The sequence below is a fragment of the Romboutsia lituseburensis DSM 797 genome (assembly GCF_900103615.1).
In the GTDB taxonomy this organism is placed as follows: Bacteria; Bacillota; Clostridia; order Peptostreptococcales; family Peptostreptococcaceae; genus Romboutsia_F; species Romboutsia_F lituseburensis.
In genome coordinates this window covers 158,060-183,855 of the sequence record NZ_FNGW01000002.1, presented here as the reverse complement: position 1 = coordinate 183,855, position 25,796 = coordinate 158,060, and the positions used below count along the sequence as shown (strand labels likewise).

Annotated in this window: 23 protein-coding genes; 21 read left to right on the top strand and 2 right to left on the bottom strand. The window is 26.5% G+C overall.

What is annotated here, in order from left to right; translation table 11 throughout:
* Positions 1-83: 83 nt before the first annotated feature.
* From pseB to BLP75_RS03950, 17 genes are all read left to right on the top strand, one after another.
* The gene (gene pseB, locus BLP75_RS04030; RefSeq protein WP_092723158.1) at positions 84-1,088 is read left to right on the top strand and encodes a UDP-N-acetylglucosamine 4,6-dehydratase (inverting); all 1,005 of its coding nucleotides are present in this window, start codon (positions 84-86) and stop codon (positions 1,086-1,088) included.
* A 26-nt stretch (positions 1,089-1,114) separates the two neighbouring features.
* Entirely contained in the window at positions 1,115-2,311 is a 1,197-nt protein-coding gene (pseC, locus tag BLP75_RS04025; RefSeq protein ID WP_092723156.1) for a UDP-4-amino-4,6-dideoxy-N-acetyl-beta-L-altrosamine transaminase, read from the top strand.
* Between the two features lie 8 nt (positions 2,312-2,319).
* Positions 2,320-3,063 carry a cytidylyltransferase domain-containing protein gene (locus tag BLP75_RS04020; protein WP_092723154.1) on the top strand — a complete coding sequence of 248 codons (744 nt, stop codon included), beginning with the start codon at positions 2,320-2,322 and terminating at the stop codon, positions 3,061-3,063.
* A 17-nt stretch (positions 3,064-3,080) separates the two neighbouring features.
* Positions 3,081-4,133 carry a pseudaminic acid synthase gene (gene pseI, locus BLP75_RS04015; RefSeq protein ID WP_330385773.1) on the top strand — a complete coding sequence of 351 codons (1,053 nt, stop codon included), beginning with the start codon at positions 3,081-3,083 and terminating at the stop codon, positions 4,131-4,133.
* 6 nt (positions 4,134-4,139) lie between these two features.
* Positions 4,140-5,090: an ATP-grasp domain-containing protein gene (locus BLP75_RS04010; protein WP_092723150.1), complete on the top strand. Its 951-nt coding sequence runs from the start codon at positions 4,140-4,142 to the stop codon at positions 5,088-5,090.
* A gap of 5 nt (positions 5,091-5,095) precedes the next feature.
* The gene (locus BLP75_RS04005; RefSeq protein ID WP_092723148.1) at positions 5,096-5,776 is read left to right on the top strand and encodes an HAD family hydrolase; all 681 of its coding nucleotides are present in this window, start codon (positions 5,096-5,098) and stop codon (positions 5,774-5,776) included.
* A gap of 18 nt (positions 5,777-5,794) precedes the next feature.
* Positions 5,795-6,823, top strand: a complete 1,029-nt coding sequence (pseG, locus tag BLP75_RS04000; RefSeq protein ID WP_092723146.1) for a UDP-2,4-diacetamido-2,4,6-trideoxy-beta-L-altropyranose hydrolase — start codon at positions 5,795-5,797, stop codon at positions 6,821-6,823.
* Between the two features lie 18 nt (positions 6,824-6,841).
* On the top strand, positions 6,842-7,753 hold the full coding sequence (locus BLP75_RS03995) for a class I SAM-dependent methyltransferase (protein ID WP_092723144.1): 912 nt from the start codon (positions 6,842-6,844) through the stop codon (positions 7,751-7,753).
* Positions 7,754-7,953: 200 nt separating this feature from the next.
* A complete protein-coding gene (locus tag BLP75_RS03990; RefSeq protein WP_092723142.1) occupies positions 7,954-8,175 on the top strand; it encodes a peptidase associated/transthyretin-like domain-containing protein in 222 nt (73 codons plus the stop codon).
* A gap of 41 nt (positions 8,176-8,216) precedes the next feature.
* A complete protein-coding gene (locus BLP75_RS03985; RefSeq protein WP_092723140.1) occupies positions 8,217-8,504 on the top strand; it encodes a hypothetical protein in 288 nt (95 codons plus the stop codon).
* 68 nt (positions 8,505-8,572) lie between these two features.
* On the top strand, positions 8,573-10,270 hold the full coding sequence (locus BLP75_RS03980; RefSeq protein WP_092723138.1) for an Ig-like domain-containing protein: 1,698 nt from the start codon (positions 8,573-8,575) through the stop codon (positions 10,268-10,270).
* Between the two features lie 100 nt (positions 10,271-10,370).
* Positions 10,371-10,664, top strand: coding sequence for a hypothetical protein (locus tag BLP75_RS03975; protein ID WP_092723136.1), 294 nt, complete (start codon positions 10,371-10,373; stop codon positions 10,662-10,664).
* Positions 10,665-10,731: 67 nt separating this feature from the next.
* Positions 10,732-12,453, top strand: coding sequence for a motility associated factor glycosyltransferase family protein (locus BLP75_RS03970; protein WP_092723134.1), 1,722 nt, complete (start codon positions 10,732-10,734; stop codon positions 12,451-12,453).
* A gap of 54 nt (positions 12,454-12,507) precedes the next feature.
* Positions 12,508-12,804, top strand: a complete 297-nt coding sequence (locus tag BLP75_RS03965) for a hypothetical protein (protein ID WP_092723132.1) — start codon at positions 12,508-12,510, stop codon at positions 12,802-12,804.
* Positions 12,805-13,027: 223 nt separating this feature from the next.
* Positions 13,028-14,311, top strand: a complete 1,284-nt coding sequence (locus BLP75_RS03960) for a SulP family inorganic anion transporter (RefSeq protein ID WP_092723130.1) — start codon at positions 13,028-13,030, stop codon at positions 14,309-14,311.
* Between the two features lie 87 nt (positions 14,312-14,398).
* Complete coding sequence (locus BLP75_RS03955) at positions 14,399-15,184, top strand: ABC transporter ATP-binding protein (RefSeq protein ID WP_242872377.1); 786 nt, start codon at positions 14,399-14,401, stop codon at positions 15,182-15,184.
* Positions 15,185-15,186: 2 nt separating this feature from the next.
* Positions 15,187-16,818: a hypothetical protein gene (locus BLP75_RS03950; protein ID WP_092723126.1), complete on the top strand. Its 1,632-nt coding sequence runs from the start codon at positions 15,187-15,189 to the stop codon at positions 16,816-16,818.
* Between the two features lie 75 nt (positions 16,819-16,893).
* Here BLP75_RS03950 and aspD read toward each other — a convergent pair whose 3' ends face one another.
* Together aspD and BLP75_RS03940 are read right to left on the bottom strand one after the other, a co-directional pair.
* Positions 16,894-18,525 (bottom strand): aspartate 4-decarboxylase, encoded by a 1,632-nt coding sequence (gene aspD / locus BLP75_RS03945; RefSeq protein WP_092723124.1) that lies wholly within the window; start codon positions 18,523-18,525, stop codon positions 16,894-16,896.
* Between the two features lie 192 nt (positions 18,526-18,717).
* On the bottom strand, positions 18,718-19,140 hold the full coding sequence (locus BLP75_RS03940) for an acyl-CoA thioesterase (RefSeq protein WP_092723122.1): 423 nt from the start codon (positions 19,138-19,140) through the stop codon (positions 18,718-18,720).
* A gap of 212 nt (positions 19,141-19,352) precedes the next feature.
* Between BLP75_RS03940 and BLP75_RS03935 the strand changes: the two genes are divergently transcribed.
* From BLP75_RS03935 to mprF, 4 genes are all read left to right on the top strand, one after another.
* Positions 19,353-20,447 carry a DUF871 domain-containing protein gene (locus BLP75_RS03935; RefSeq protein ID WP_092723120.1) on the top strand — a complete coding sequence of 365 codons (1,095 nt, stop codon included), beginning with the start codon at positions 19,353-19,355 and terminating at the stop codon, positions 20,445-20,447.
* Positions 20,448-20,658: 211 nt separating this feature from the next.
* Positions 20,659-21,378: a response regulator transcription factor gene (locus BLP75_RS03930; RefSeq protein ID WP_092723118.1), complete on the top strand. Its 720-nt coding sequence runs from the start codon at positions 20,659-20,661 to the stop codon at positions 21,376-21,378.
* Entirely contained in the window at positions 21,356-22,981 is a 1,626-nt protein-coding gene (locus BLP75_RS03925; protein WP_092723116.1) for a HAMP domain-containing sensor histidine kinase, read from the top strand. The genes BLP75_RS03930 and BLP75_RS03925 overlap by 23 nt, the downstream gene beginning before the upstream one ends.
* A gap of 146 nt (positions 22,982-23,127) precedes the next feature.
* Positions 23,128-25,680, top strand: a complete 2,553-nt coding sequence (gene mprF / locus BLP75_RS03920) for a bifunctional lysylphosphatidylglycerol flippase/synthetase MprF (protein ID WP_092723114.1) — start codon at positions 23,128-23,130, stop codon at positions 25,678-25,680.
* Positions 25,681-25,796: the final 116 nt, after the last annotated feature.

Below are 25,796 nucleotides of genomic sequence, written 5' to 3'. Positions count from 1 at the left end.
GTACCAATCACAACCTTAAAAGTATATATTGTAATAAAAGTATTAATTTAATACTTTTATCTAATTAAGAAGGAGACATATAAATGTTAAATGATAAATCAATATTAATCACAGGTGGAACGGGTTCGTTTGGAAAAGATTTCACTAAAAATATTTTGAATAATTACAATATAAAACGAATAGTTATATTTTCAAGAGATGAGTTTAAACAAGATTTATTTAAAAAAGAATTGTCATTGATGTTTCCTGATAAAATTCATAAAGTAAGGTTTTTTATAGGAGATGTTAGAGATAAGGATAGATTATATAGAGCTTTTACAGGGATAGACTATGTAATTCATGCTGCAGCAATGAAGCAAGTGCCTGCATGTGAATATAATCCATTTGAAGCTATCAAAACTAATATTCACGGGGCGCAAAATATAATTGATGCGGCTATAGATAAAAATGTAAAAAAAGTAATAGCACTTTCAACAGATAAAGCAGTTAACCCTATAAATTTATATGGAGGAACTAAATTAGTTTCTGATAAATTGTTTATATCTGCGAATGCATATTCTGGAGGAACGGGAACAAGATTTTCTGTTGTTAGATATGGAAATGTAGCAGGTAGTAGAGGATCAGTAATCCCATTTTTTAGAAGTTTAATACAACAAGGATACACAGAACTCCCAATTACAGATTTAAATATGACTAGATTTTGGATAAGTCTAGAAGAAGGGATTGAATTAGTGTTGAAGGCTTTAAAAGAATCTAAAGGGGGAGAAACATATATATCCAAAATACCTTCTTTTAAAATTACTGATTTAGCAAAGGCAATGCTTTCAACATGCACATTAAAAGAGGTCGGAATAAGAGAAGGTGAGAAGTTACATGAAGTAATGATAACAAAAGATGATTCAAGAACTACTTATGAATATGAAAAACACTATATCATTTATCCGAATTTAGAATGGTGGAATAAGTCTGAGTTTTTCTCAGAAGGAGGAAAGCTTATAGAAAATGGATTTGAATACAATTCAAACAATAATAATCAGTGGCTAGATGAAAATGATTTGAGAAAAAAAATAGAAAAGATAGGATTGTAAAAAATAAAAAGATAAGGAGTTTTTATATGGAAGAAAAATTAGCTATATATGGAGGCAGTCCAATTAGAAAAAACTATTTATCATATGGAAAACAAAAAATTGATGAAGATGATATAGAAGAAATTATAAAAGTATTAAAATCAGATTATTTGACTACAGGTCCAGTAGTATATGAATTTGAAGAAAAAATATCAAAATATGTGAATTCAAAATATGCGGTATCTTTTTCTAGTGGAACCGCAGCGTTACATGCAGCATGTTATGTAGCAGGGATAAGATCAGGTGATGAAGTAATAACCTCTCCAATAACATTTGCAGCATCAGCAAATTGTATATTATATTGTAATGCAATACCAGTTTTTGCAGACATAAATTCTGAGACCTATAACATAGATCCTGAGGATATAGAAAAAAAAATAACACGTAATACTAAAGCAATAATACCTGTGGATTTTACAGGACAAAGTGTAGATTTAGATGCTATAAAAGAAATTGCAAGGAAAAATAAACTTATAGTAATTGAAGATGCAGCACATGCTATAGGGACAAAATACAAGGATAAATGCATAGGTAGTATATCAGATATGACAGTATTTAGTTTTCATCCTGTAAAAACTATAACAACTGGTGAAGGAGGAATGGTAACTACTAATAACGAAGAATTTTACAAAAAATTAATTCTATTTAGAACTCATGGAATAACAAAGGAGAAAGATCTATTAATTAGCCAAGATGAAGGACCGTGGTATTATGAGCAAATAGATCTAGGTTATAACTATAGAATAACAGATATACAATGCGGTTTAGGAATTAGTCAGCTAAATAAAATTAATGATTTTATAAAAATAAGAAAAGAGCTTGTAAAAATTTATAATGAAGAACTTTCAAAAATAGATGGGATAATTATTCAAAAAGAAGAACTATTCTCTGATACAAGTAGGCATTTATATATAATAAAACTTGAGTTAGAAAAATTTAAAGTTGGAAGAAAAGAAATATTTGAAGCATTGCTTGCTGAAAATATAGGAGTTAATGTACATTATTTACCTGTTTACCTTCACCCTTATTATAAAAACTTAGGATACAATAAAGGCTTGTGCCCTAGAGCAGAAGAATTATATAAAGCCATGATAACATTACCACTTCATATAAGTATGACAAAAGAAGATATAAGTGATGTTACAAATGCACTAAAAAAAGTGCTTAATTATTATAGAAAGTAGATGGTATTATGGGTGTACTATGTATAATACAAGCAAGATTAGGATCTACACGTTTACCAGGAAAAGTTTTAAAAAAACTATCTGGGAAATCTGTACTAGAACATGTAATATATAGAGTTAGTAAAAGCAATTTAATAGATCAAATTATTGTAGCTACAACAACAAACAAAGAAGATGACAAGATTGTAGATGAATGTTTAAAAATAGGTGTTAACTATTATAGAGGGGATGAAAATAATGTACTTTCAAGATACTATGAAACAGCATTTGACAAAGGCTATGAGACTATAATTAGAATAACATCAGATTGCCCCTTAATTGATCCCAAAATAATAGATAATATGATAATAGATTTTAATAATGAAAATGAAAAATATCAATTAGATTACTTAAGTAACTCATTAAAAGAAACTTTTCCAAGAGGATTTGATGTAGAGATTTTCACATTCAATTCATTAAAAGAAGCATATGAAAACGCAACTCTAGAATATGAAAAAGAGCATGTAACCCCTTATATATATTTAAATCAAGATAAATTTACAATAAAAAATTATTATAATAGTAATAAATATCAAAATTACAGATTAACATTAGATACGTATGAGGATTATTTAGTTATAAAAAATATATATGACAATATTTATAAAGAAGATAGTATGTTTTTTTATGAAGATATAATATCATATTTGAATCAATATCCTGAAATAGCCAATATAAATCAACATATAAAACAAAAAAAACTAGGTGAATAATTCAAGGAGTGATGAATTTGGTAAATATAGATGGAAGAATTGTTGGAGAAGGTGAAAAAACATTTATAATAGCTGAATTATCAGCAAATCATGCAAATAATATAGAAATAGCAAAACAAACCATAAAGGAAGTAAAAAGAGCTGGTGCGGATGCAATTAAATTACAAACATACACTCCAGATACTATAACACTAGATTGTGATAATAAATATTTTCAAATTAATCAAGGAACTATATGGGATGGAACTACATTATATAAATTATATGAAGAAGCGTATACACCATGGCAATGGCATAAAGAACTTTTTGAGGTAGCTAGACAGGAAGGACTAATTTGTTTTTCAACTCCATTTGATTTTACCGCTGTAGATTTTCTTGAGACATTAAAAGTACCTGTATATAAGATAGCATCATTTGAAATAAATGATATAGAACTTATAAAATATGTTGCATCAAAAGGAAAACCAATAATTATATCAACAGGAATAGCTACTTTAAGTGATATAGAATTAGCAGTAAAAACTTGTTTAGAATGTAATAACAATCAAATTATATTATTAAAATGTACGAGTGCATATCCAGCACCAATAGAAGAGGTAAATTTGAAAACAATTAAAAATTTAGCTGAAACTTTTAACGTCATAACAGGAATATCAGACCATACATTAGGTAGTGTAGTTCCTATAGGTGCAGTAGCTATGGGAGCGAGAGTTGTAGAAAAACACGTAATATTAGATAAAAATTTAGGTGGTCCTGATTCACGATTCTCTCTGGATATAAATGAATTTAAAGAATTAGTAGACAATATACGCTTAATTGAAAAAGCTATTGGAAGGGTAACGTATGAGCTAAGTGAAAAAGCTGTGAAAAGCAAAGAACATAGTAGATCTCTATTTGTTGTAGAGGATATTAAAAAAGGGGAGAAATTAACTAACAAAAATATAAAATCAATAAGACCAGCTTTTGGATTAGAGCCTAAATATTACAATGAAGTACTTGGTATGGAAGCAATTTGTGATTTAAAAAAAGGAACGCCTCTTAGTTGGGATGTAATAAGAAAGAGTAGGTAAAAAAATATGAATGTATTAATAACAGCTATAGGAAAAAGAGTTCAATTATTAAATTATTTAAGACGAAGTTTAAATATAGTGGGTATAGATTGTTCAAGTCTAAATGCAGCTAAAAATTTTGTTGATAAATTTTATGAAGTACCAAATTGTACAGACGAATCATATATAAGAGAAATAATAAAAATATGCAAAATAGAGAATGTAGATTTAATAATACCTTTATATGAAAAGGAGTTTGAAGTTTTAGAAAATAATAGAGAAAAATTCAAATCTATAGGAGTTGAAATTTTATTATCATCTAAAGAAATAATTGAGATTTGTAATGATAAAATTTCAACACATAAGTTTTTTAAAGAGAATAATATAATAAGTCCTACCTCATACTCTAAAAAACAAATTCAAAGTAGAATAGACAACAATCAAGATATAGATTATCCTTTAATGATAAAACCTATAAATGGAATGGGAAGCATCGATGTATTCAAAGTAAATAATAGCTATGAGCTTAAATTTTTTTTAAATTATGTCAAGAATCCAATTATACAATCATTCATAGAAGGAACAGAATATACTATAGATGTATTACTAGATTTAGATGCAAATATTATATCTTTAGTTCCAAGGGTAAGGATAGAAGTAAGAAGTGGAGAGGTAAGTAAAAGTAGGGTAGAAAAAAATATTAAAATAATTAAAAAAACAGAGGAATTAATATATAAGCTTAAAAAATATGGAGATATAAAAGGACCATTAACTATACAATGCATAGTTAATGATAGTGGAATTTATTTTATAGAAATCAACTGTAGGTTTGGTGGAGGTGTACCTCTATCCTTTGAGAGTGGAATAGATTATGGCAATTATATAAAAAAAATGTATGATGGGGAGAGTATAGAGCGAATCTACAATTTTAAAGAGTTGACAATGATTAGATATGACTTCGCTGTATACGAAGAGTAATTAATATGATAAAAGCAATTGTATTTGATTTAGATGATACATTATATAGTGAGAAAGATTTTGTTTATGGTGCATTTGAGATAGTAAGTGAATTTATTGCTAATAAGAAAAACTTAGAATCAAAATTTATTTTTGAACAAATGATGAAGACTTTAGATGCTCATGGCAGAGGAAAAATTTTTGATATAGTGTGTGATGAAAATAGTATAGATATACCAATAGATGATCTAGTTGAAGTTTACAGAAATGCTAAGCCTAAAATTAGTCTATTTGTTGAAAGCTTGGAAATTTTAAAATTTTTAAAAAAAGAGGGCTATAAGACTGGGATTATAACAGATGGTATCTCTATTGTTCAATGGAATAAAATTAAGCAATTAGATATAAAAACATACGTTGACAATATAATAGTAACAGGTGATTTTGGAGACGGCTTCTCTAAGCCAAATACTAAATCTTTTATAGAAATGGCAAGATTATTTAATGTAAAACCATGTGAAATTATTTATGTGGGTGATAATCCTAATAAAGATTTTATTGGAGCTAGAGAAATAGGATATAAAACGGTACAAATAAAAAATAAATATAGTGAGTATGGTGATTTACAATTAGAGAAAAAATATGGACCTGATTATATAATTTATAATTTGTTAGATCTAATATTGATTTTGCAGGAAATAAAAAAATAACTCGGATAAGGAGATAAAATGCCTAAAATAGCGATAAGAGCAGATGGAAGTAAGAATATAGGTATGGGACATATTGTAAGATGTATAGCTCTTTATAAAAAATTCAACCAAAAAAATTTAGAAATAATATTTATAACGAATCAAAATGAAGATGTAGAAAGTTTATTGAAATATGAGAAAATAAAATTTATAGGTATAACTTATGAAACATTATATGAAGAGCTAAAAATAGTGAACAATATAATAAAAGAGAATGGAATTGATATATTAATAACAGATTCGTATTATATAAATGAATATTACTTAAGAGAAATTAAACCTAAACCTAAGTTACTAGTATCTATAGATGATAATGGAATATGCAAATATCCAAGTGATATAGTAATAAATGGAAACTTATACGCAACTGATATAATATATAATAAAGTAGACCAAAATATAAAGTTATTATTAGGTAGTAAATATACAATATTGAGAGAAGAATTTGCAAATAAAGAACCTATTGAAATAAAGCAAAATGTTAATAAAATACTTGTTACCATGGGTGGATCTGATATAAATAATTTTACCAAAATAGTATTAGAAAGTATATATGAACTAGATTGTAAGGTAGATATTGTAATAGGAAATTCATATAAATATAAAGAAGATATAGAAACAATAATTAGAGATAATACTAAATTTAATGCAATATACAATCCTAAAAGCATGAGTCGGGTAATGTTAAATAATGATATAGCAATAACTAGCTCTGGAAGTACGATTTATGAACTTGCAGTTCTTGGTATACCATCCATAACTACGATTCAATCTGAAAATCAAATCAATGCAGCTAAAAAGGTAGAAGATTTAAATATAATGATTAACCTAGGAGAATTTTCTAAAATAACTAAATCACAATTAAAAAAATCAACAAAAGAATTAATGAGTAATTATGATAAAAGAAAGCAAATGAGTGAGACATCTCTAAGATTCGTCTCTAAGAATGGAACTGATAATATAATTATGGAAATATTAAAATATTATAATAATAAATACTATATTTAAAATCAAAGGGTGATTAGTATGTATAATGATGTAGAGTTAACATTAGAAGGATATTATAGATATAAGAATATGCCTAAAGAAGAAGATTTAAAACATTTATATGAAGAAGAGTACTTTATTAAAACAGAAGAAGAGAGTATAGAGAACAAAGTTGGTCAAAATTATAAATTTAATTATACTGAAGATGAAATAATTTATATAAATAATGAATCTGAAAAAATATATTATTTAGATCAAAAGCTAAATAATGCTGAAAAAAAATCGTTTTTAGATATTGGTTGCGGAGAAGGATTTGCACTTAATTTTTTTGATAAAAAGGGTTATCAAGTAACTGGATTAGATTTAAATAAATATGCATGCGAAAATCAAAATAAAAGAATTAGTGATAAAATAATACTAGGTGATTTGTATAGAAGCATGGATAAATTAATTAATAATGGTTCAAAATTTGATTTAATAGTTTGTATGAATGTATTAGAGCATGTATTATGGCCAAATGAATTAATAAAAAAAGCAAAATCTCTTTTGACGACTAAAGGAGTATTTGTTGTTAGAGTTCCAAATGATTTTTCGGTGTTACAAGAGTATTTATGGAAAAAAGAGTATATAAATAAGCCATATTGGGTAGCTCCTCCAGATCATATAAATTATTTTTCTTTACAGTCCTTAAAAAATCTAGGTAATAAATTAGGGTTAAAAACAGCTGATTATTATATGGAATTTCCAATTGATATAAATTTATTAAATAAAAATACAAATTATATAATAAATAAGCAAGTAGGTAAGGATTGTGCAAAAGCTAGAAATGAACTGGATAATTTAATGTGTGAAATATCTATAGAAGAAACTATAAATGTATATAGAAGCTTTGCAGAATTAGGAATAGGACGTAATATATGTATATACTATCAACATGATAGCTTAGAGTAAAAATATATGTAGTTAGTAGTTTTTTTAGATAAAATATAATTTTAAGTGTAATAAAAAATAAAGGTTCTAAATTAGTACAAATTCTTAATTTGTGCATTTAGAACTTTATTTTTTTACAAATTGTTTGAATTTAGTCTCAAAAAAAAGATTAAATCATATGCTGGTAATAAGAGATGTAATTATTTTTTGGAGGCAATACAATGCCAGAAAAAACATATATTTTAAAAGGTACTATATATGATGAAAAACAAGAATTGGTAAGTGGTGCAGTTGTAACCGTAACTGAAGTAGACCCTTTAAGTAAAACTACGAAATTTTTAGGATATACTATTACAGATATAAATGGATACTATTTAATAGCTATAGAAGCATTTGAAGATAAATTTTATGAACTTGGTATATTTCCACCACTAAATTCCTAAAAATCATCAAGTTAGAAATCAGAGATAAGTAGGAGAATATGATGAGTGAGCCTAAAAAAATAATAGTATCAGGGAAAAAAATAATTGAAGAACAAATATTGGATATAAGTACTACTTTAGCAAATAATAAATACTTTTTTTTAACTGGAATCGTATATCAACCAAATGGTATACCTTTGGAAGGCGCAGCTATAGTAGTCTATGAAATATATAATGATGGAGATACAGAAAATAAAAACTTGGTAGGCATAACGTTCACAGTTGAGGGAGGTGTTTATGGAATCTCTCTTTTAATAGACAAAAAATATTGCTTGGTCACTTATTCATAAAATGGTAAGTGGCCATTACTTTTTATAGTTAATAGTACGCTGTTAATTTTTTATAGGGAGGAGATAAAATGATACAACTAGATGTTTCAAAGCAAAATATTGTGATAGATGAAGAGGGAGATTATCAAATTATAGGAAAGACTACAGAGTATAATATCTACATAAATTGTAAAGCCAGTATAGAATTAAATGAAATTGATATAGATGTACAAAAAAAATCAACAGGAGCGATAATATTAGGAACAAAGGCAGATGTTATAATAAGTTTTTTGTCTAATAATACTATAAGAAGTGCTGATAATTATGGTGGAATAGATATTAATGGAAAAAGTGTACTTTTATTAAAAGGGGATAAAAATTCTTATTTAAATATATATTCAGGAACTTCTGCAGCAGGAATAGGAGGTGGGTATGGTAAAGACTTAGAAGGTGAAGTTACTATAGATAGTGGAAATATTAATATAATATCAACAAGAGAAGGAGCAGGAATAGGGGGAGGAAATGGTACTAATGGAGGCGGTCATTTATCAGGTAAATTAACTATAAATGGTGGAATTATAAATATAACACCAGGTGATTATGGAGGAGCAGCTATAGGAGGAGGATGTTGTGGTGATTTAAGTGGAAATGTATATATAAATGGAGGAGTTATAAATTGTATATCTGGAAAGTATAGTATAGGTTCAGGTATAGGAGGAGGATATGATGCCAATTTAAGTGGAAATGTTTTAATAAACAGTGGAGAGATTTTAGCCTCTGGCGGAGAAGGGGGAGCGGGAATAGGAAGTGGCATTAAGGTGAAAAATGGAGGTGATTTAAGTGGAAATGTTATTATAAAAGGAGGAAAAGTAAACGCTATAGGAGGCGCTTATATAGGTGAATATGGTGGAGCAGGGATAGGCAGTGGTTATGGTGGAAATCTAAGTGGAAATATACTTTTAGTTGCTGGAGAAATAACTGCTAAAGGGTCAGGAAGTGCTTATGATATAGGATCAGGATCAAATGGAGAGATAACGGGTGATGTAGGTATAAAAGTAAAAGAAATAGAAGTAACACCTACATCTTTATTTTTAAACATTGCACAATCAAAAAAAATAAGTACAAATGTAATCTTAAATCCAACAATACATGCAGATATTTCAAATTACCAAAAAATTGATTATGAATCAGAAAACATAAATATAGCTATAGTAGATGAAGATGGGGTAGTAACAGGCCTTGGTGAAGGTAAAACTAAAGTAATAGTGACATCATTATTTGATAAGACTAAGTCAGCAACTTGCGATATAGAGGTAAATGGAAAAAATATCATTATAGGTAAAATTGATTTATTAATAGATGTTGAAAAAGATGAGATAGACCCTGTAGATTTGGATAGAATAGTTTGCTATGGAAATAATCCTAGAATAAAGAAACTTTATACTAACTCAAGTATAGATGAAATTAATTTTAAATTGACACCCCCTGAATGTGAAGATGTTATAAATGCAATTGCTAAGTATAAGCATATGTATATTTATTTATATTTAAATTATTCGATAGCCCTTTATACATCATCTAAATGCACTGAAGATTTAACAATTTATGCACTACAGCCAGATTGTATCTCTTGTAATATAGATTTTTGTTTAAATATAGATGAAACTTTTGTAATAGATGACTATAAAATACTAATAAATCCTACCTATGAAATTGATAAAACATATTCACAAAAATATTATATCTTTAAAATTAAAGGAAGTATTGAGTTAGTAAAAGTATTATAAAGTGCAGAAAAAATAAAATTATGTAACATAAGTAGGTGAAATTAATATATTATACTAAGGAATTAAATCCTTAAATTTAATATATTAGGAGTTGACATTTATGGCAACTAGAAACAGTTATATGCCAAATCAATATACAGCTATATCAGTAACTCAGCAGTTACATCCAATATTTTCTAAAAACTTAACAGGTAAATTATGGACGAATGCTATAGTGAGAGGGACTGCAAAATATAGTAGTGCAATATTATCAGGAGCAGCTGTAGTAGTTTGGACAGGTGCAGTTGGTAGTATAGGTAACGCATATGCTATAACATTTACAGATGCAAATGGTAGATATGCAGTAACAGTTAAAACTTCAAACAATAATATAGCTATTAAGATATATGGATAGATAAAATATGAGATTAGCCAGTTGGCTAATCTCTGATTTTATAGATATTATATTTTTAGGAGGAATTATGTCTAAACTAAAAAAAATTAAAAGCGAGGATGGTTATTATTTATATGAGCTACAGAAAAATGATAAAATATATTGCTTAGGTGATAAGAGAAATTATAAGCAAAATATAGATGATCTAATCGATAAGTTAGGTGGACTATTATTTGATTCAATAGTATTTATATTTGGACTAGACACTGCAGAGTATATAGAGAAACTAAAAGATAATATATGTAGTTATAATAAGGTAATAATAATAGAACCGAATAAAGATATATACGATATTTATGATGAAACTGTTGCAAGAGACAATATAAGTTTAGTTTTATACGAGGAAGAAGTAATAGAAGGTGTATTAAATTTTTTAATAAATTATAAAAATTTTAATAGACTTCATGTGCATTGTTTTGGAAATTATGATAAAGCATATAAACAAGAGTATGAAAAATTTATAGAACTTTTAGATGAAAGGTATTATGTAGCATTTTCATCATTGAGTCTAGACAATGTATTTAAAGATTTATTTTTTGAAAATATGCTATCAAATTTATATCAGATAAATAGCTCATCTCCTTTAAACTCTTATATAGACTGCAATAAGAATATTCCAGCTATAATTGTATCAGCAGGACCGTCATTAGATAAAAATATTGAAACAATGTTAAAGCATAAGCAAAATTTAGATAAATTTTTTATAATAGCAGGAAATAGAACTTTAAAAACGCTTATAAAAAATGATATTATACCAAATTTAGTAGTATCAATTGATCCTGCTATTGTGAATTATGAGATGATGAAAGGCTTTATGGATGTAGATACACCACTTGCATTTTATGAGTATAGCAATAAAAAGTTAATGAAAGAATACAAAGGAGATAAGATATATATATCGCAATTATTTTCAAAAACAATAGAAGATTTTAGTAATTTAACAGGAACGTATAGTGGAGGATCTGTAGCCCATACTTGTATAGATATAGCTAAAATAATGGGATGCAATCCTATAATTTTAGTAGGGCAAGATTGTGCCTACACTTATGGAAATCATCACTCTAAAAATGCCACTTTTGATGAGGATAGTAAAGTACCATGCCCTAATTTTATTACAGTAGAAGATGTATATGGAAATAATATAAAAACTACGAAAACACTAGATTTTTTTAGACAAAAAATAGAAGAGTATATAAGGCTTATACAGGATGAAAATGAAGAACTAGAATTTATAAACTCATCTTATGGAGCTAAAATAGAAGGAGCCAGACATCAAGATCTAGATGAATTATTAATATCAAATAGATATGAAAAACGTGTTTATAAATTGAAAGCTGATAAAAATATAAGTTTAAATGCAGATGAAATAATAAATCAAATATATAATCATATAGATACTTTTATTAATAAAAGTGATGAGTGCATAAAAATTTGTAGTGAATTATTAGAAAAGCAAATTAAAGAATCATTAGTAGAAATGGATGAAAATGATGAAAATTTACAAAAATTTTTATATGTAATGCAAGTGGTAGATGAATTTGAATTTAATCCAAATAGCTATTATATAGGAAGCTATCTTACAAAATTTTTATTTGATGTAAGACAAAAATATTTTGAAATGGAATCAAAAGATTATAAAAAATTAACATCAGATATTAATTATCAAAGTATGACATTTATTAACTATTTTAAAGAATTAAAAAATATGCTAAATGAAATAAAAACAGTTCTTTTAAATGCTTCAAAATAAAATAGATATGCATACTAATAAAAATAAGTATGTATTTTGATTATGGAGGACAAAATGAGTAATAAAGTTATAATAGATGGAAAAGAGTATACTGAAAAATCTGTAGATTTTATGAATGTCAATGGTGAAAAAATAGAATCTAACATTATAACAGCTGATACGGCTAATAGAGAAAATATATTAAATGTAACTATAAAAATAAAAGAAGACAATAATGAAGAAGTACAAAACCAAAAGAACGATACTTTAAATATAGAATCAGTAGAAAATATAGATTCATTAAAAGGAGAAGAAAAAATATCTTGGCTGAAAAAGATTTGGACTTCAATAAGAAATATTTTTACAAAATAAATAGTATAATTAAAAGTATTATAGTGGTGAATGAATTATTATTACACCACTTTTTTTTGATTTAAAATAAAATATTAAGAATTGTTATTAAAAAACACTATATTTTAATAAAGAGTTAATATAATAACTTAAAAATATTATAAATATAGCAAAAAAACCTTTTGACTTTAATAATATAGAGGAGTATGATGTATAAGGATGAAAAAATGAAAGGAGTAAATTAATGTCACCAAAGTTATTTAAAATGTTAAGTCAAAAAGACTTAGATAAGCAACAAATTAAAAAAGATATAGTATCTGGTATTATAGTAGCAATAATAGCACTTCCATTATCAATAGCATTAGCTATATCTTCTGGAGTTTCACCGGAAAAAGGACTTATAACAGCTATATTTGCTGGATTTGTGATTTCCTTATTAGGAGGAAGTAAAGTACAGATAGGTGGACCTACAGGAGCTTTTGTAGTTATTGTTTATGGAATAGTTCAACAACACGGTATTGACGGTCTTATCATAGCTACTATAATGGCGGGTATTATACTTATAATTATGGGAGTATTGAGATTAGGAGATCTAATAAAATATGTTCCAAAAACTATAACAGTAGGGTTTACTAGTGGGATAGCAGTAACATTACTTATAACGCAATTCAAAGATTTCTTTGGATTACAAATTCAAAATGTACCAGCAGAAGCACTTGAAAAGTTAGAATGCTACATAGAAAATATAAATACATTTGATATAATGGCATTTATAGTAGGACTAGCTTGTATAATTCTTATGATTTACTGGCCTAAAGTAAATAAAAATATTCCAGGTTCTTTAATAGCACTGATAGTAGCAACAGCAGTTGTTAAAATATTTAGTATAAACATAGATACAATAGGAAGTGTGTACTCTAACATATCTTCAAGCATACCAGCACCATCTATACCTAAAGTGGATATAAAATCAATAATACCATTGATTCAACCTGCTATTACGATAGCAATATTAGCAGCCATTGAGTCTTTATTGTCGTGCGTAGTTTCTGATAATATGATAGATGATACTCATGATTCTAATGCAGAACTTATAGCTCAAGGTGCAGGAAATATAGCATCAGCTTTATTTGGTGGAATACCAGCAACAGGAGCAATAGCAAGAACAGCTGCAAATGTTAGAAGTGGTGGAAGAAGTCCAATTTCAGGTATTGTACATGCAGTAACATTACTTCTTATAATGGTAATACTAATGCCGCTTGCAAAACTAATTCCTATGACTGTATTATCGGCTATACTTATAATAGTTTCTTATAATATGGGAGAATGGAAGGAAATGAAGGAAATGTTACATTTACCTAAAAAAGATGTAATAGTTCTTTACACAACTTTTATACTTACAATAGTATTTGATTTAGTATTAGCGATAGGTGTAGGAATGGCAATGCATATAGTGTTTAATATAATATCAAAATCTAATAAAGCAGATGATATAGATCAAAATGAAAATTTAGAAAAAGCAATATAAAATAATAAGAGTATGTTTGGCTTATGAAGTTAGATATACTCTTATTTTATGATATAATGGCATAAAGTATAGATTGAGGTGATGATGATGGATAATGTTCAAAAGGTTATACAAATAAAAGACCTTAAGATGAATTATGGTGATAAGGAGGTTTTAAAGGGGATTAACCTAGAGATAGAAAAGGGGAATATTATAGGATATATAGGTTCTAATGGTGCAGGTAAAAGTACAACTATTAAAATACTTTTAGGTCTTGTAAAAGGATATAGTGGGAATGTATCTATATTTGGCAAAGATATAGAAGATGAAACTAATGACTATAAGCATAGAATTGGTTATGTACCTGAGATAGCAAAAGTATATGAGAGTTTAACAGCTAAAGAATATTTAACATTTGTAGGACAAATATATGGTCTTGAAAGCAATAAATGTGATGAAAAATCTAAAAGGCTAATGAAAGTTCTTGGAATAGAACATGCTTATGAATCTAGATTATCATCTTTTTCAAAAGGTATGAAACAGAAGGTTGTAATAATTAGTGCACTTCTTCATAATCCAGACATATTATTTTTAGATGAACCATTAAGTGGTTTAGATGCAAATAGTGTATTATTAATAAAAGAAATCTTATATAAATTAAAAGAAGATGGGAAAACTATTTTTTACTCGTCTCATATAATGGAAGTTGTTGAAAAATTAAGTGATAGAATAATATTATTAGACCAAGGAAATATAGTTTGTGATGGCGATTTTGAAGAAATAAAAAATTCTAGCTTTGAGGGATCTTTAGAAGAAATATTTAACCAATTAACAGGTTTTGAGGAACATTCTGAATTATCTGATGAATTTGTTAGAATATTAAAAGAGGTATAATTATGAAGGATTTTTATATATTAAAAATACTAGATTTGTTTAAGGGAATATACCAAGGTCTAGGTATAAACTATGAAATAATGAGGCTTATAGTCCAATCTAAATTAACAATGGATGGAAGACGTGGTCAAAATATATTAAATCAAGAAGAAGAAGTCAAAGATAAAAATTCTTTCTATATGTCTTTACTAATATACGCAGTAGTAGGGGTGATATCAGCTCCAATTATACTTATGGACACAAACCCTATTATAAAAATGAGTTTGTATTTTAGTTTTTTTATGGTACTTATATTAAGTGTATTTATATCTGACTTTTCAAGTGTAATATTAGATATAAATGATAAGGATATAATTGTTACAAAAGGGGTAGACTTAAAAACTTTAAATGCAGCAAAATTTACTCATATATTTATATACATATCACAGCTAAGTTTGGCTATATGTATAACCGCTGTTATTGCAGGTCTTAGATATGGTCCTAAATTTATAATATTATTTTTACTTAGTATTATTTTGATTGATATTCTTATGATAATAATTACAGCACTTATGTATTTTGTTATTTTAAAAATATTTAGCGGAGAAAAGTTAAAAGACATGATAAATGCTTTCCAAATACTTTTTTTATTAGTATTTATAGTAGGATATCAATTTGTAGGAAGAGCTTTTACATTTGTTGACTTTAATTTTGTGTATAAGCCAAGTGTATGGCATGTATTAATGCCTCCTATGTGGTTTGCATCAAACTTTAATATAATAAATGGAACTAATGTAGATAGTTTAATTAAAGTTATGAGTGGACTATCAATCGTAATACCGATAATTTCAATAATAGCATATATTAAATTAATACCAGTATTTGAAAATAATTTACAAAAACTGAGTGATAATACATACAAAAGTAAAAGAACTAAAGAAACTATTTCCCAGAAAATGAGCAAAATTATTTGTAAAAATAAAGAAGAAAGAACATTTTTTAATTTTATTTATGATGTACTAAGTAAAGATAGAGAATTTAAAACAAAAATTTATCCGTCATTGGCAATGGGAGCATTTATGCCATTTATAATGTTAGTATCATTTTATGATGGCAACGGATTAGTACAATTTTTAGATAGTTTAAAGGGTAGTAAAAATTATTTTATGGGATATTTATGTGTATTGATGTCTCAAAGTATAATAACAACACTTAAGTTCTCAGCTCAATATGAAGCTGCATGGATTTATGATGTACTGCCTATAAAAGAGAAATCAAATGTTTATAAAGGAATGTTTAAAGCTAGTATATATAAGCTTATATTACCTGTATTTATTATTATGAGCATGGGATTTATAATACTATTTGGAACGAATGTTATTCTACATTTATTTGTAATGTTTGTTTCTCTAATAATAACATCAATGGTTACATTTAAATTAAATGATAAAATAATGCCTTTTTCAAAGGAGTATAAAAATACTAACTCTTCTGATAATATAATAACTATGTTTAAATCTATGTTTATAGTAGGGATAGTTGTTGCAATTCATTTTTTAGTAAGTAAAAGTATGTTAATGACATTAATTTATTTTATCGTGTTAATATTATTTATTAAATTAAGTTGGAATAAAGTTTTTAATATAAAAGATTAAAAATACGACTAGTAAATAAAAAGCACTAAAAGATTTATTAAATAAATCTTTTAGTGCTTTTTATATAAAAACGTATTATATAGAATTAGATTTCCATTTCTCGATGTATTTATCTAATATTTTTTTTAGTGCGATGCCTATTTCTGAATAAGCTTTATCATAAAGATTAGCAAGAGAAATCCTAATTGACCATTTAGGTCCTGCAAATCCGCCTCCACTTAGTAAAACAATAGAAGATTCTTCTGCTAAATCAAATAAAAGATCTACAGGTTTGTAATTCATTTCTAAATAATTAGCAAAATCCTCCCCATGATGACGTGTAGCCCATTCTAGTAAGTCGAACTGAGTATAATAGCAAGCATCATTAGGATCGTTAGGAATTTCTAATGCAAGGCTATCAAATAACAATTTTCGTCTTGTATGACAAATATCAATAGTTATATTTTTGTATATATTATCCCTATCAATAAGTGCAAAGGCAGAAAAGAATGCCATCTGTACTTGCTGAGGTGTAGAAAGTCCTGCGGTATGGTTAAGAGCAACTTGCCTACTATCTGCAACTATTCTATCTATGAAAGGAACTTTCTCAGGATTAGTATTCATATCAGCATATCTTCTATTGGTTCTTTTTCTTATAGAGTATGGTAACTCAGATATTAACTTATCAAAAATATTATTTTCATGAAGTGCTAAAGTACCAAGTCTCCATCCTGTTACTCCAAAGTATTTAGAGTAAGAATAAGAGCCTATTGTATTATATGGTAGTTCTGCCATTAAAGATTTAAATCCATGTACAAAAGTTCCATAAACATCATCTGATATAATCATTAAATTAGGATTATGATTTTTAACTATGTCAACTATCTTTGAAGTTGATTTAGGGGAAATTGCAACTGATGGAGGATTACTTGGATTAACAACAAATAGTGCTTTTATATCATTATCACAAAGTTTTTCTAACTCATTATCTGAACATTGCCAAGTATGTTTACCATCAGGAGTTGTTTCATCAGCTGTAATATAAACAACATCAAATTCATATCTAGGTAAATGCGGAATTTCTAAATAGGGTGTAAATATAGGTGTCATTATAGCTATTTTATCCCCTTTTAATAATAAATTATTAGCGATTAATGAGTCAAAAATATAACACATAGCAGCCGTAGCACCTTCAACGGCAAATACATTAAAGTTTCCTCCGTTAGTTACATCATATTTCATTTCTTGAATTAGATATTCTTTAACGATTTTCTCTATATGTACAAGCATTCTGTCAGGAAATGGATAGTTATCTCCTATTATAGCATCTGCTAATTCATGAACAAATTTATCTGGATCGAAGTTTAGTTTATTTATTCCGTAATCAATAATTTGTTTTAAAAAGTCTATTTGAGGAAGAGTTGGATTATCTTCTATAAATTTATAAAGTCTATTGCATATACCTGTTCTTCTAGGCATACCAGATAATGGTCCCTTATGCCAAGACTCTAAACTTTCATTTATAGCAAAATGACCAAATGTAAAAAAAGCCTCACGAGGAATATGTGCAATCCAGTTAGGATTACCTCTGCCTGCATCTAGTAATGTACGAGTACTTTTTTTATTAGGCTGAGTAGCTAGTTCTAAAAGTTTGTTTTTAAACTCAAATGGGCTAATTTTGCCATAAATATTTTCTAACTCTAAACGTTTTATATTAATAGGTTCCATAAAATATCTCCTTAATGTAACTTTAGTTAAAATATTTGTATAGTATGTATTATTTGTATTTTAGAATATATTATGTTACTGAAAATAATGTGTTCTACATAATATATTCTAAAACAGTAGACTATATTAAATATTTAAACTTTAATCTTTTGTAAATATAATATTTAGATATGTAAAGGTAAAATAATGGTACTATTTTTTAAAGCTCTTTGCTTTGGCTTCTAACTTTATATCTTCTTCTGAAGTAGGAGGGTTCATAACTAAGTTATGGTTCATTTTACATCCATTTTCATCTATGCATACAAATGTTAGATAACCATCAACAAGAACTTTTGCATCATTATTTCTAGTTACTTTCCCATAAACAGTTAAGCTAGTTTTACCAAGTAAGCAAATTTTAGATTGTATATGAATAATATCTCCTTTTCTTATAGGGGTATAAAAATTAAGTTCTTGAACTTTTACACAAACTAAATTTTCAGGATGTTTGTATTCAACCGCTGTTGTAATAAAACAACTCTCAACAAACCATTCAGACATTCTTCCTGCAAATAATGTACCGTGATGATTTAAATCTTCACTTTTCACTAATTTATAAATATCATAATAATTCATAAAAGCCTCCAAATAAAAAAAATTAAAATCTTATAAATATTATGCACTAATAAGTTAAATCAAGAACTTGTTTTTGGACAAATAGTGTTAAATTAAGGTTAAAAATCAAAATTTAACACTAGAAAAAACTAGTAAGGTAGTAGTATAATATAAAATATAGAATGTATATACATTTAAAAGATTATATATATACATAAAAAGGAGAGATGAATATGGGGAAATTAGGAATATCAATATATCCTGATAAAACTAGTGAAAAAGAAATTTATGAATATATAGATAGAGCCTATAAAAATGGATTTTCTAGAATATTTTCATGTTTATTATCTGTTCATGAAAGCAAGGCAAATATAATAAAAAAGTTTAAAGGAATAAATGAATATGCTAAATCTAAAGGATTTGAAATAATATTGGATGTAGCACCTTGTGTATTTAGTGAGTTAGGAATAGATTATAAAGACTTATCTTTTTTTAAGGAAACAGGCGCAGATGGAATAAGGTTAGACTTAGGATATACAGGCAATGAAGAATCACTAATGACTTTTAATCCACAAGATTTAAAAATAGAGATAAATATGAGTCAAGATACACATTACTTGAATACCATAATGGACTATAGGCCTAAAAAAAATAATTTAATAGGTTGTCATAATTTTTATCCTCATAAATATAGTGGATTAAAATTAGAACACTTTTTAAAGTGCACACAAAGGTTTAATGAGTATGGATTAAAAACAGCAGTATTTGTCACTAGTCAAAATAAAAATACATTTGGACCATGGCCTGTTACTGATGGATTACCAACTCTTGAAATACACAGAAACTTACCTATAGATATACAAGCAAAACATATAATAGCACTAGATTGTATAGATGATATAATAATATCAAATTGCTACCCAACAGATAATGAACTAGAAGCGCTTGGTTCCATGAGAAAGGATTTAGTAGAGTTTGATGTTATACTAGATAAAAATACTCCTGAAGTGGAGAAAAAAATTCTATTTGAAGAATTACATTTTAACCGAGGAGATATAAGCGAATATATGATTAGGTCTACTCAGCCTAGAGTTAAATATAGTGGACATGACTTTAAAATATTTAATGCACCTGAGATACTAAAAAAAGGTGATATAGTAATAGAAAGTAGTGAATATGGTCATTATGCCGGTGAATTACAAATAGTACTGAAAGATATGAAAAATAGTGGTAAGTCAAACGTTGTAGGAGGAATAAGAGAAGAAGAAATTTTTATAATAGACTATATAAAACCATGGCAAAAATTTAAATTTAAACAATATAAATAACTCAAAAAAGTTAATAAGATAAAAATAAGGAGTAAATTTAAGTTAAATTTACTCCTTATTTTTATAAATATAAGATATACTTAAGAAAACTTAAGTATATCTTAAGAAAAAAGTTAGAATTATATTATAATATAGAAGTATTAAACATTATAAATGAAATAGTTAATAAATATATAAATAAATGATATAAATGTAGCATGGAGGGTTTTAAATGAAGTATAAAGTATTAATAGCAGAAGATGACAATGATATTGTAGATATTTTAAAGCTTTATCTTGAAAATGAAGGATATGAAGTATTAGCTGCTAATGATGGTCAGGAAGCATTAAATATAATAACAAAAAATAAAATAGATTTAGCAGTATTAGATATAATGATGCCAAAGCTAAATGGATATGAAGTAACAAAAAATATAAGAGAAGTTAGTAATATGCCGATTCTTATTTTATCTGCTAAAAATTTAGATAGTGATAAGATCTTAGGGCTTGATTTAGGTGCAGATGATTATATAGCAAAGCCATTTAATCCATTAGAAGTAATTGCAAGAGTTAAATCATTGTTAAGAAGATGCTATAGTTTAAATAATGATATGACAAATAATGAAAAAGAAAGAAAAGAAAGCGTTATAAAAGTAGGAGATATAAAAGTAAACTTAGAAACTTTTGTAATTAGCAAAAACGATGAGGAAATAATATTAACGCCTAGTGAGTATAAAATACTTACTACATTTATGAAATCACCTGGAAGAGTATATACAAAAGTTCAGATAGGAGAAATAATAAAAGGAGATTATTCTATGATAGATGAAAATAGTATAATGGTCCATATTTCTAGGCTTAGAGAAAAGATAGAAAATGACCCTAAAAATCCAACATATATAAAAACTATAAGAGGAGTAGGATATAAAATTGAAAAAATTAAAGAAAATTAAGAAAAAAAGCTTCTTTAATCTCCTGATAAAAAACTATGTTCTTTTTACAATAACAAATGCAATTATAGTTTGTGCAATGTTTTTCATAGGTATACTTATAACAGATAAGTTTTTAGGATTTCCATATGGGCACCCTAAAAATCAATTAGACATACTTAAAAAAGGGAATTATACTGAATTAAATATAAAAGACTTAGTAGGTAAAAATGGGTCTATTCAAATTTTAGATAAAAATAATAAAGTAATATATAAGAGCAATAAAAAGAAAGAACAAATAGCATCATATACAAATAATGAACTTAAATATATACCTGAATATGATGAGTATGAATCATCAATACACTTAAAAACCTATAAGGATAAAAATAACAAAAAATTTACAATAATATCTAAAAATAAATACACAGATGATTTAGATAAGAACTATGATAGTAATGAAGGTTGGTTTGAAATATTAGATGAAAATTTAAATGTTGTGTATAGTGGTGGTAATCTAGAGAGTAACAAAACTTCTTATACAAAAAAAGAGTTTGATTATTTAACTGGCAATATATCAAAAAAATATTATATAAGTAAATATCAGTTTGAAGATAAAGATAAAAATAAATATACAATGATTTTAAAAATTAGTAAATTAAGTGAAGATAAAATAGCTACTATATTAGATAAAAGTTTAATGATAACTTTTGTTATATTTTTAATAATATATACAATTTCTACTGCTTTATTTGTTATGTGGCTAAATTGGAAGGTAAAAAAACCTCTTGAAAAATTAAATAAAGCTATGATTTCATTATCAGAGGGTGGAACTTATGAAAGTATTGAATATAAAGGATCACATGAATTTATGCAAATCTGCGAGAATTTCAATGCTATGTCACAAAAGTTAAATAAAAGCAAAGAAGAAAATGAACATTTACAGTCAGAGAAACAAAAAATGCTTGCAGATATATCTCATGATTTAAAAACACCTATAACAATTATTCAAGGATATGCAAAAGCATTATCAGATGGAATAATATCTAAGGATGACCAAGAAAAATATCTGAAAATAATATATGAAAAATCGAATAATTTAACTGAACTTATAAATGTATTTCATGAATATAGTAAGTTAGAACATATAGATTTTAAACTTAATTTAGAACAAAAAGATTTAAGTGAATTTATAAGAGCTTATGTAGCTCATAAATATGAATATATTTATGATATTAATTTTAATATGGAGGTAGAAATACCTGAGCATAAACTTTTATGTTACTTTGATGAGGTACAATTAAAAAGAGCATTTGAAAATATTATATCAAATAGCATAAAACATAATAAAGAAGGAACCACTATATGTATTATTTTAGAGGAAGAGCTTAATGATTATAAAATAACTATTGGGGATGATGGTATTGGTATACCCGAAGATATAATAAATAGTATATTTGATGCATTTGTAGTAGGAGATGATTCTAGAAATACAAAGCAAGGTTCGGGTCTTGGACTAGCTATAACGAAAAAGATAGTTGAAAAACACAATGGAAACATAAAGCTTATATCAGATTTAAATTCAGAATTTAAGACTATTTTTGAAATTAGAATTCCTAAAAAGTAAAAGTAAGATGGTAGATTTTTCATATCTACCATCTTGTTTTTTATTTTTTACAACCTTACTAAATTGTAAGGTTAATGTAAGGTAAACTTTAGACTAAAATGATATTATAATATATAGATATCAAGAGGTTAGGAGGTATTTAAGTTATGAATTTAGGCATGGAAGATAGTCAGTCTAAAATATTAGATATTAAAAATAGTAAAAACAACTTAAATAAAGATAAGATAAAAAGTATATTAAAAATAATATTAATGATAGGTATTTTAATAATAGTTTTAAAAGAATTTTTAGGTATAATAAGTTCTTTTGACATAAGCAAGTTTGAAAGGTATACAAAAGAACTATCTCTGTTAAATATAATTTGCATAGCGTTCTTAGGTATTATTTCATATATCCCGCTTAGTTTTTATGATTTTGTATTAAAAAAGAGAGTTAATATAGAACTAGATAATAAAAAGTTATATAAGTTTTCTTGGATAGCTAGCTCAGTAGCTAGTATAGCAGGATTTGGTGGTAGTACAGCATTAGCATTAAAAACTCATTTTTATAATGATTATGTAAAAGACAAAAAATTATTAATAAAAGAAATTTCTAAAATAATTGCTTTAAATTTAAGTGGCTTCTCAATGGTTTGTTTAGTATATATGATGATGAATACTAAAACAATACAACTTAATAATCCAAAAGTAATAGGGATTATACTTATAAGCATATACTTACCAGCTTTAATTGCATACCTTGCATATAAATATTTAACAGGAAATTTAGAAGAAAAAACAGATGCTAAAGATGCTATAAAAATAATATTGATATCAGCATCAGAGTGGTTAACAACTATAATATTAATATATAGTATATTAGTTATATTAGGAATAAAAATATCTATAGCAGAGTTTTTCCCTATTTTCGTAATATCAATTGTTGTTGCTATTGTAAGTATGTCACCAGGAGGTATTGGATCTTTTGACTTAAGCTTTATGTTAGGATTGCAAGCTCTAGGTGTAGAAGGTGAAAAAATATTATTAGCTATATTTTTATATAGAGTTTCATACTACTTGTTACCTCTTTCTATAGGGGCTATATTGTATGCCAATGAAATTTATTTAAAAATGGATAATAAAGTAAGAATAATAGCAACCAATGCGGTATCAAAAGTATCATACTTAATATTAGTAGGTCTTGTATTTTTCTCAGGTGCAAGCTTACTTATAAATGGGCTTATTCCGAATTTGAATGATAACATAAAAATAATAAGAGAAACATCATATTTATTAATGATGAATAGATTAGATTCATTATATTTTGATCAAATAGCAATAATATTAGGCTTTGGATTAATTGCTACTTCTAGACTTATAATGTATAAATCAAAAAAAATATATAATATAACAACTGTACTTGTTCTAATGTTTGGAGTAATAGCGATAATGAATCATGTAGGCTATCTAGCAGTTATATATGTTATTTCTATAGCGGCAATACTTTGCTTAAGTAAGCCACAGTTTTATAGAGAAGGCTTTGTAATGAAATGGGAAAAGTTTTTAAGAGACATTTTAGTGTTAGGGGTATTTGAAATAATGTATATGTATGTTCTTCGTACAAATACATATTGGCTGTACAGTCCATATAGCCATAATATATTTATTTATAGTATGATAGGATTTACTATGGCTGTTGCATATATAGCTATAATGTACTTAGGTAGTAAATCAGAAAATTTCCCTAAGCTTACATTAAAACAGTGTGAAGGTGATTTAAAAAATATACTAGAAAAATACCAAGGATCAAATATGATACACTACATTTATTTAGATGATAAATTTATTTATTTAAATGAAGATAAAGATGTTATTATGCAGTATCAAATTTGTTTAGATAAAATATTTATATTAGGAAGCCCTGTTGGAAATCCTGATAAAATATTAGATGTAGTACAAGAATTTAGTGAATTAGCAGACAAATATGGATATACACCTGTATTTTGTTCAGTTGAGCAAAGTTTAATACCACAGTTACATGAAATAGGTTATGATTTTATGAAATTGGGTGAAGAAGCTAGTGTAGATCTGCAGGAATTCACTTTAGAAGGACGAAAAATGAAAAGTGTAAGAAATGCTATATCTAGAGTTACAAAACAAGAATATACATTTGAAATAGTGAAGCCACCTTTTACGGATGAATTTTTAAATAGTTTAAAATCAGTATCAGATGAATGGCTAGGTAATAGAAAAGAAAAAGGATTCTCAATAGGGTCTTTTAAAGTTGATTATTTAAGCAGAGAGCCAATTGCTGTTGTTAAAAATAAAGAAGGTGAAATTAAGGGATTTGCAAATCTTATGCCTATGTACGATGAAGAAACTTTATCAATAGATTTAATGAGATTTTCAAATAGTACTTGTAATGGTGTAATGGACTTTATGTTTGTAAACTTATTCATATGGGCTAAAGAAGAAGGTTATTTAAAGTTTAATATGGGATTAGCACCATTAGCTGAAGTTGGAAAATCAACACAATCTAGAAAAATAGAAAAGTTAGGTGGATATGTATATTCTTGTGGAGAAAAAATATATTCATTCCAAGGTTTAAGAAAGTTTAAAGAAAAATATTGTGATGATTGGAATGGTGTATATATAGCTTATAAGAAAAAGAGTTCAATTGCTATAATTATTGCTCAAGCTTTAATACTAATATCTAAATAACAAAATAAAAAAAGATATCTTATTTAAGATATCTTTTTTTATTATAATAATATAAGTAGTTTATTAAAAAAGTTGCCAATTAGAATTAACATCTAACTGGCAACTTTTGATTATTT

What these genes read in the sequence shown, in the direction of transcription:
- pseG (WP_092723146.1), top strand. Translation starts at nt 5,795, where the DNA reads ATGCCTAAAATAGCGATAAGAGCAGATGGAAGTAAGAATATAGGTATG.
- BLP75_RS03975 (WP_092723136.1), top strand. Translation starts at nt 10,371, where the DNA reads ATGGCAACTAGAAACAGTTATATGCCAAATCAATATACAGCTATATCA.
- BLP75_RS03955 (WP_242872377.1), top strand. Translation starts at nt 14,399, where the DNA reads ATGGATAATGTTCAAAAGGTTATACAAATAAAAGACCTTAAGATGAAT.
- BLP75_RS03995 (WP_092723144.1), top strand. Translation starts at nt 6,842, where the DNA reads ATGTATAATGATGTAGAGTTAACATTAGAAGGATATTATAGATATAAG.
- BLP75_RS03970 (WP_092723134.1), top strand. Translation starts at nt 10,732, where the DNA reads ATGTCTAAACTAAAAAAAATTAAAAGCGAGGATGGTTATTATTTATAT.
- BLP75_RS03990 (WP_092723142.1), top strand. Translation starts at nt 7,954, where the DNA reads ATGCCAGAAAAAACATATATTTTAAAAGGTACTATATATGATGAAAAA.
- BLP75_RS03960 (WP_092723130.1), top strand. Translation starts at nt 13,028, where the DNA reads ATGTCACCAAAGTTATTTAAAATGTTAAGTCAAAAAGACTTAGATAAG.
- BLP75_RS04010 (WP_092723150.1), top strand. Translation starts at nt 4,140, where the DNA reads ATGAATGTATTAATAACAGCTATAGGAAAAAGAGTTCAATTATTAAAT.
- BLP75_RS03950 (WP_092723126.1), top strand. Translation starts at nt 15,187, where the DNA reads ATGAAGGATTTTTATATATTAAAAATACTAGATTTGTTTAAGGGAATA.
- BLP75_RS03930 (WP_092723118.1), top strand. Translation starts at nt 20,659, where the DNA reads ATGAAGTATAAAGTATTAATAGCAGAAGATGACAATGATATTGTAGAT.
- pseC (WP_092723156.1), top strand. Translation starts at nt 1,115, where the DNA reads ATGGAAGAAAAATTAGCTATATATGGAGGCAGTCCAATTAGAAAAAAC.
- BLP75_RS03940 (WP_092723122.1), bottom strand. Translation starts at nt 19,140, where the DNA reads ATGAATTATTATGATATTTATAAATTAGTGAAAAGTGAAGATTTAAAT.
- mprF (WP_092723114.1), top strand. Translation starts at nt 23,128, where the DNA reads ATGAATTTAGGCATGGAAGATAGTCAGTCTAAAATATTAGATATTAAA.
- pseB (WP_092723158.1), top strand. Translation starts at nt 84, where the DNA reads ATGTTAAATGATAAATCAATATTAATCACAGGTGGAACGGGTTCGTTT.
- BLP75_RS03965 (WP_092723132.1), top strand. Translation starts at nt 12,508, where the DNA reads ATGAGTAATAAAGTTATAATAGATGGAAAAGAGTATACTGAAAAATCT.
- BLP75_RS04020 (WP_092723154.1), top strand. Translation starts at nt 2,320, where the DNA reads ATGGGTGTACTATGTATAATACAAGCAAGATTAGGATCTACACGTTTA.
- BLP75_RS03985 (WP_092723140.1), top strand. Translation starts at nt 8,217, where the DNA reads ATGAGTGAGCCTAAAAAAATAATAGTATCAGGGAAAAAAATAATTGAA.
- BLP75_RS03980 (WP_092723138.1), top strand. Translation starts at nt 8,573, where the DNA reads ATGATACAACTAGATGTTTCAAAGCAAAATATTGTGATAGATGAAGAG.
- aspD (WP_092723124.1), bottom strand. Translation starts at nt 18,525, where the DNA reads ATGGAACCTATTAATATAAAACGTTTAGAGTTAGAAAATATTTATGGC.
- BLP75_RS04005 (WP_092723148.1), top strand. Translation starts at nt 5,096, where the DNA reads ATGATAAAAGCAATTGTATTTGATTTAGATGATACATTATATAGTGAG.
- BLP75_RS03935 (WP_092723120.1), top strand. Translation starts at nt 19,353, where the DNA reads ATGGGGAAATTAGGAATATCAATATATCCTGATAAAACTAGTGAAAAA.